We start from the raw sequence: 1,671 nt of genomic DNA, 5'->3' as shown, positions 1-1,671 counted from the left end.
ACCCGAGTTGCACAGGTTTAGTGGGTCAGGCTGTCGAGCATGGTTTGAGTAGTGGCGGGGATCTGCGGGTGGGCCGTGATCGTCTGCCCGGCGACCTTGATTTCGACGTCGCGCAGTGGCCGGAGCGTCTGCACGATGCGGCGGATGCTGAGCCCGGTCGCGTCTTGGAGGTGGCGGGCGACGGCCAGCGCGGTGAACACGATGGTCAGGTGGGCTTCGATCGAGTCGCGCTGGTGGTGGAACATCGGCCGGGCGGCCAGGTCTGTTTTGGACATCCGGAACGACTGCTCGACGTGCCACAAGTCGTGGTAGTTGGCGATGACTTCGGCTGCGGGCATCATCTCGGCGGGTAGGTTGGTGACGTAGCCCTTGAGACCGACCAGCCGCCACGCGCGGGCCAGGGACGCCTCGTCCACGACTCGGCCGTCCCGGCCGGCTTTGACGAATCTGGTGGCGTGCGCAGCCTTTTCGCCCGCGACGATCGCCCTGGCCTTGTCCTCCTGCAAACCCAAGGTCTTGCGGTCCCGGACGGCTCGTTTGTGCGAGTACGCCCACACCGCCCGCCACGACGCCTCGTGAGTGTCGGGGTCCCACACCGGCTCGGCTTTCAGCTTCGTGTCGTTCTCCCGCCGGTGCTTGCCCGATTTGGGGGTGATCGTGTCGATGACTTGACCGTCGTCGAAGGCGTCGCCGTGCCACCGGAAGTGCGACTCCAGGTCGATCGGTGCCTTCGTCGTGCGGGATCCGACGATGAACCGCAAGTTCGCCTCATCCAACGCTTTCAGATTGGTCGCCGACAGCATCCCCGCGTCCGCGACGACCACCAGGTCAGCCAGGTTGTGTCGCTCAATGAACTGGGCCACGATCGGCACGATCGTCAGCTTCTCGGCCTTGTTACCCTCGAAACACCCTATTTCTAAAGGGAACCCGTTCCGGTCCACCAGCAGGCCGACCACGACTTGCGGGTCCACCCGGCGTTCCTTGGAGAACCCGACCTTCCGCAGTGCGTCTTCGTGTTCGGCCTCGAAATACAACGTGGTCACGTCATACAGGCACAAGGAGATGTCACCGGCTGCAGCGGCATGAGCGAAGCACGCTGTCGCGATCTGATCCCGGTACCCGCGCTGACTACAACGCTTCATAGTCGCGGTGAAGGTGTTGCGATGCGCCGGCCGAACGCCCAGCTCGGCCAGTACCCGCACCGAGTCTGCCTTGCTGGTCGGCTCTACCAGCCGCGCGAGCACGAGTTGGAAGAACGCGTCATCAACGATCACGTCGAACCCGAGCCGCTGCCAGGCCTGCCGCACCACATCCACCAGGATCCGCGAGGTTTGGCCCTGCACGACCGCGTCCGCGAAACCCTGTGCCGCCAGCCCGAGCTCGAGCTCACCCTGACCGGCATGAAGCTTGCGCCGGCCAGCCTCCATCAGCACCGCTAACTGCGCGTCGTCATGTGCCGATCCGAGGTGCTCGATCACCTTGTCGCGGCCACCCACACGCTGCGCGATCTGGACCGCCGTCGCGCCCGACGCGGTCCGGACCTTCCTCAAAAACACCACGAGACAGCACGCTACCCAGCCGATTAGTGGGTCAACACACTACCCCGCAAGGCCCTGACCAGCACAAACGCGCGACCAACCTCGAAATCGCGCTCAACCTGTGCAAGTCAGG

Annotated in this window: 1 protein-coding gene; it reads right to left on the bottom strand. The window is 64.6% G+C overall.

Annotated elements, in window-relative coordinates; all coding sequences use genetic code 11:
* Nucleotides 1–17 precede the first annotated feature (17 nt).
* Nucleotides 18–1,559 (bottom strand): IS1634 family transposase, encoded by a 1,542-nt coding sequence (locus tag FGL98_RS24985; protein ID WP_146321576.1) that lies wholly within the window; start codon nt 1,557–1,559, stop codon nt 18–20.
* Between the last annotated feature and the right edge of the window lie 112 nt (nt 1,560–1,671).

Source organism: Leekyejoonella antrihumi (assembly GCF_007845645.1).
GTDB classification, from domain to species: Bacteria; Actinomycetota; Actinomycetes; order Actinomycetales; family Dermatophilaceae; genus Leekyejoonella; species Leekyejoonella antrihumi.
Note: the sequence above shows the minus strand (reverse complement) of the source record. Positions and strands in the feature narration are given on the sequence as shown.